This window comes from Lentimicrobium sp. S6 (genome assembly GCF_013166635.1).
GTDB lineage: Bacteria > Bacteroidota > Bacteroidia > Bacteroidales > UBA12170 > UBA12170.
The window spans coordinates 1-6,059 of the sequence record NZ_JABKBZ010000130.1 but is presented as its reverse complement, the minus strand read 5'-3'; the positions used below and the strand labels follow the sequence as shown (position 1 = coordinate 6,059).

General features: G+C 35.9%; 4 protein-coding genes. 2 read left to right on the top strand and 2 right to left on the bottom strand.

The features are described 5' to 3' along the window. Positions 1–271 (bottom strand): hypothetical protein (locus HNS40_RS21460; protein ID WP_371742970.1); only part of this gene is annotated, 271 nt, incomplete at its 3' end. Positions 272–424: 153 nt separating this feature from the next. Here HNS40_RS21460 and HNS40_RS21455 point away from each other — a divergent pair. Next, a complete protein-coding gene (locus HNS40_RS21455) occupies positions 425–634 on the top strand; it encodes a hypothetical protein (protein WP_172284768.1) in 210 nt (69 codons plus the stop codon). A gap of 553 nt (positions 635–1,187) precedes the next feature. Here HNS40_RS21455 and HNS40_RS21450 read toward each other — a convergent pair. Then, positions 1,188–1,535 carry a single-stranded DNA-binding protein gene (locus HNS40_RS21450; RefSeq protein WP_172284767.1) on the bottom strand — a complete coding sequence of 116 codons (348 nt, stop codon included), beginning with the start codon at positions 1,533–1,535 and terminating at the stop codon, positions 1,188–1,190. Positions 1,536–1,915: 380 nt separating this feature from the next. Here HNS40_RS21450 and HNS40_RS21445 point away from each other — a divergent pair, with 380 nt between their 5' ends. Next, complete coding sequence (locus HNS40_RS21445; RefSeq protein ID WP_172284766.1) at positions 1,916–5,320, top strand: glycoside hydrolase family 38 C-terminal domain-containing protein; 3,405 nt, start codon at positions 1,916–1,918, stop codon at positions 5,318–5,320. Positions 5,321–6,059 lie beyond the last annotated feature (739 nt).

Below are 6,059 nucleotides of genomic sequence, written 5' to 3'. Positions count from 1 at the left end.
CTTTATCAAAGTAGGATAGGTAATCTGAGAACGTGCTGTATCTATTTGAATCAATTGTTCCTTTTGAAGGAAGCAAATCATCCAACTCTTTATCAGTGTACTCAAGCAGCTTTGTATAATCTAATCCTGATGCTCTAAACATCCGTACATAATGATTAATCGTATTGCGATGAATACCTAATAACCTTTCGCAAGAGCGATTGCTCTCACCTGTAGATTTTAATAGTAACAATTGTTTTAATTCCATAATATCTATCTTTTTTGCAGCCATAACTCTTGCTTGTTTTTTGTTTCAAAAGTTATACGATAGAAATTATTTCTGTTCTTTAAACTGAGTACTTCTGCCATTTTACGGTGGCACAAATGCTCTGGTATGGGTGGCACAACTTGCTCCAGTTTGAGTGGCACAGTTACATCAGTATAGGTGGCACAACATGAGTCAGCCTATCCACCATCTTTCACACCTATTCAAGTGGAACAAACTCCTCTCAATATCGGTGCCGAAATGTGTGCCTGGGAACAAGCTGGCACCTCAGAAATTTCAAGCCTCAGAAAGCAATTACCAGCTATGATGGGACGTATTTGGAATACAGATGAGAAAATCTCGCATCACCAATTTATGCTTCAATTGTAAGAAACTGATAGAAGACTTTCTATACTCATTTCTGATGAAAGACAAGATCCAGTATTACTCGAAAATAATTTTACAGCAGAAATAGAGTAGTTTGAATTCAGTTTTATTTAATATAGTAAAGCACTATTTAGGATTCAATGACATCACATAATCATAACTCTGATTATGGAACTCTTTGAGTTCTTTTGTATTTTACAGCATCTCTTCGATTATCAATATATTGCCTTTCATTACTGGATGATGAGAGGTAAAGTGAGTGGTTTTATATTTTTCGAAATATTGATGTTGAATTTCTTTAGAAAACCTAAACCCCAAGTTACCATCTTTGTTCAAGAATGAGAACACATGACCATTGACATATAGGGAACTGTTTTTCCTTTTCGATCGAACCTAAGACAGTGCTCTACTATGGAATTGTAAATGACAAGCCTTTCTTTGTTCATGTTTTTAGGTTTTTGAGGTATAACAAAAAGGTAATTTCAAACATGTTCTAATAAGATAAAGCTCATCCCTTTAAGAGATGAGCTAAAAAAAAGGAATTATTTTAAAATAATTATGAATCTTTCTCCACCTTCTTATTCAAAATCAACATTTGATCCACAACTACCTCAGTCACATAACGTGTGGTTCCCGTTTTATCTTCATAGCTTCTGTTTACCAATTTACCTTGCACCATCACTTCAGTTCCTTTTGTCAAATAACTTTTGGCGAATTTTGCATTTCCATTCCAAGCCACCACATGATGCCATTGAGTCTCTGTTACCTTTTCACCACTTTTGTTTTTATAACTCTCACTAGTTGCAATACTCATGGTCGCTTTGTTACCTGTTGAAAATTCTGAAAATTCTGGGTCTGCGCCTAAATGTCCAATTAATTGTACTTGATTCTTTAAATTTCTCATGATGTTTAATTTTAAGCCTACATTATTGGTAGGCAGGTTTTTAATTCCGGAATAACCGGTTGTCGTTTCGTTGTTGAGGCAAAATTACATTAGACATAAGCCCATAATCGGTTGATAATCATTTGTATTCGGATATTAAGTGAATGTAGTCGTTTGTAGATAGATATATCTATGTTAATCAGGAGATTACGTGGTTGATATTTTTTTTGAATTTTTTAAGCAAATAGGATAAATCAAATAAGAATAAAAAAATGCATTTAATGGTAGGTGGTTTTTTTGGCCGAAGGTCATCTTTCAGCAGGTTTTTCATGAAATTAAAATCCGCAGCATTTCTGAAAGATGATTACATTTATCGAAATTTTAATTCAAAATTAGAGGGTATGAATTCGAACATGAGGGCCATATTTTTTATTGCAAGTTTTTTTTTGATTAACACAATTGGAGCGCAGGAGAGTAATATCAAGTATTTACAAGGTTTTCAAAAAGAAAGCAGTGGCAAAAGGTTTACTTACCACTCCCCAATACCAAATATCAAGGCTGCCCTTTTGCTTAGAGGTCAAGCTGATTACAAACCCATTATTTGGGAAACTGAATCAATACCAGAAAAGTATACAGAGGATTATGTTTATTTCTTACTAGCTTTTGGTCGCGATGTGACTGGCAAACCTGTACAGTTTTATCTGTCGGTTAACAATAAAAGATATTTCTCTTTTCAGAGTGATAGAACTAGTGAAACGGAAATCCAGAAGGTACAAGGAATCAATGGTTCCGAATTGGTTTTCAATATCACCATGCTTGATAAATTCAAAGATCAAATGGGGTTTATGAGTCTAAAAATTCCTATCAATGACCTTAAAAAAGGCAAAGCAGCTCAAATTAAAATAGAAGCAGAACCCAATGAAAATCCAGCTTGGTTTATGGTTTACAAAACGCCAATCGAGGAAAGCATAAATATCATACAAAACAAAGTGGTACTTAGAGGAAATCCTGACCCATTATATTCTCTTTCTTTCGATATGATGCATATTGGCAAAGACACTCCGGTATCTATTAAAATTGGCGATGAGAAGATTCAATCAGAATTAAAATTTGGTTATAATAAAATAGATTTTGTTTTGCCAAAAGTAGACGACAAAACAGAGATGATGGCCTATATTAGAAAAGGAAATGAAAAGCTCATTGAAAAAACATTTACCCTATCACCCATTAGAGAATGGGAAATCTATCTGGTACAGCACACCCATACCGATATTGGTTACACTCGACCTCAACCAGAAATTTTATCAGAGCATTTACGATATATCGACCATGCTTTGGACTATTGTGATTTAACCGATGATTATCCAGAGGAGTCTAAATTTCGATGGACTTGTGAAACCAGTTGGTCGGTAAGAGAGTATTTGAAGAATAGGCCTCAAAAGCAAATAGACCGGTTGGTACAGCGGCTAAAAGAAGGTAGAATGGAAGCCACTGGTATGTTTTTCAACTTCTCCGAACTGATAGATGAATCAGCACTGGCGGCTCAAACCAAAACCCTCAGAATGCTGAAAAATGCAGGTATCGATGTTACCACAGCTATGCAAAACGATGTAAATGGCATTGCTTGGTGCATGGTAGATTATTATCATGATACAGATGTGAAATACCTCACCATGGGAATTCATGCCCATAGAGCTCGTAAACCCTTTGACAAACCCACCACTTTTTGGTGGCAATCACCTGCCGGAAATCGATTATTAGCCTATCGTTCGGAACATTACCAGCATGCCAATAGCCTTGGATTACATACCGGACAACAAGATGCTTTTCGCGATAACTTGTCCAACTACTTAAGTAATTTGGAACAAAAGGGATATCCCTATGATAAGGTTTCACTACAGTTTTCGGGCTATGTAACTGATAACTCTCCTCCAAATGTGGAGGTTTGTGACATCATTAAAGAATGGAATGAGAAATATGAATGGCCCAAACTACGTGCTTCATTGGCCAAAGACTTCATGATTTATATTGACGAACACCATGGGGAAGAAATTGAAGAGAAGGAAGTAGCTTGGCCCGATTGGTGGACCGATGGTGTGGCTTCAGCTGCAAAAGAAACCCAATTGGCAAGAAAGATTCATGTAGATATTGCAGCCAATACCGCCCTATTGTCCATGTCCAGAATTATGGGTTCCGATTTGCCTAAAAACACCAATGATAGAATAAATGAAGTATATGATAATCTCCTTTTTTATGATGAACATACCTTTGGGGCAGCTGAAAGTGTGAGTGACCCTAAAGCCCATAATACCATCAATCAATGGGGAGTGAAATCATCTTATGTTTGGGATGCTTGGAAAAAAACGGCATCATTAAAAGAACAGGCTTGGACTCTTTTCGAAAGCCATATTGAAACTTCAAAATTGCCAAGTATTGTGGTGGCGAATACCTTAAACTGGAGGAGGTCTGGAATGATAGACCTGTTTATAGAAAATAGTATCATCTCCGAAGGTCAAGATTTTGTCATTCTAAACGAAAAAGGGGAAGAGTTAGAAGTACGAGAATACGACAGAAGACAAGAAGGCGCCTATTATCATATTTGGGTAGACGACATTCCAGAAATGGGTTTCAAAACCTTTATCATTCATACTGGTGTAAAAAGTAGTTTACAAGACAAAAGAAATTCAACAGTTTTTGAGAATGAATTCTATAAACTCCAATTGGATTCAGATAAAGGATTGGTAAATTCGATTTTCGATAAAGAATTGCAATTAGAACTGGTAGATACAGCTGATACCTTCGGATTGGGACAAGTGATTTATGAGCAGCTGGATAACCGCCATGAATTGGAAAGACTAACAGCAAGTAATCGGGATACGGTCTACAAACCCATCGGACTCAAACGCAGTTTACTCACTAATGTTTCTCTGGAAAAGCAAGAGAATGGGCCTATTTATAAGAGTTTATTCTTACACGGAGACCTCCCCATTTGCAGTGATGAGAGAGGAGTTGATATTGAAATTAGACTCTATCATCAGGAGAAAAAGATAGAATTTCTATATCGCATGTTTAAACTTCCGGTAATAAATCCGGAGGGTGTTTATGTGGCTTTCCCTTTTAAACTGGAGGAGGGTGAATTATTTTATGAAGCCCAAGGAGGAATAGTTTCTCCAGGCAAAAACCAGTTGGAAGGAAGCTCCAGTGATTGGAATGCCATTCAGAATTTTGCAGGCGTAAGAAACCCAAGTACTCAAATAGTATTCACCAGTAATGATATGCCTTTGGTGCAATTTGGCGATTTAAATATTGGTCACTATTACTATCGCTTAAAACCCAAAACCAACCATATTTACTCCTGGGTACTCAATAACTATTGGGTGACAAACTTTAAAGCCGAACAGCAAGGAGAATTGCGCTGGTCTTATGCCATTACCTCCTCAAAACATCATTCCATTGAAAACGCCACTACCTTTGGATGGGGCCATAGAGTTCCTTTGCAAGCCAGAGTTATATGGCCAAAACCTAAGGGCAGCACTTCAAAAGCCTATTCCAAATCTATTATTAATTTGAATGTAGCAAATCTATTATTGGTCAACACTTCACCATCTATTGATGATAAAGGAATTATCCTGCACATTAGAGAATTGGGAGGAAAGCATACCCATTTAAATATTGATAGTTTATTGAATCAAACGGGAGCCATTTCAGCATCACAAGTCAATGTGTTAGAGGAGAAAATGAAAGATTTGAATGGTGAAATTCATATGGATCATTTTGAGACTATTTTTATCAAATTGGAGTTTTAGATTTTTGATTTTAGTGGTTGAGATGAGAAGGATTTATAAAAATAATTCAAAGTTTGACGTTTTCATAAAAGAATATCCTTTGATATTCAGATCTGTCATGAATATTAGATATCACTACACCAATATTTCTGAGCATTCTCGAACCTTTGACAAAGCTATTGAAGCTATGGGTCAAATTCAATCACCTGTTTATGGCGCCTGATTGCAAATCAACCGCAGCTAGTATTTTATCACCTATTCCATCTTAAAAATCCTGTCTAGGTTAATATTTCATTTGCTTTTTCGGTCTTCGCGTGATTTTCTTTTGTATTCCTTTGCGGGAAACCAACAAGAATTATCAAAGTAAATTGAATATTCTATCCCTCTAAAACAAAAAAAAACCGGCTCATGTTAATTTTTATGGGGAGTATCAGAATAAAGAGTTCGGATTTAAGAATAGCAAATATGAATTGATGTTTTGCTTCACAAGGCATAATATTTAGTGTAGATTGAAATTATAGCCTTTTTTATATCGTATTTCAAAGGAATTAAATCTATCCAATGGTAGATTTTGACACCTTTTTCCACAAAAAAATACTGGATCATACTTTTTTGTGGAAAAAAGTAAGCAAAAAGCCATCCCAAACAATAGCCTTCCCGCCTCTTCTAGAATATTGATTTTTCTAGCAAAGTAGAAAACTAATGACCTTTTGACTGTACATGTTTATCAGAACCAAAGCCGTCGATTCTATTTCCATCA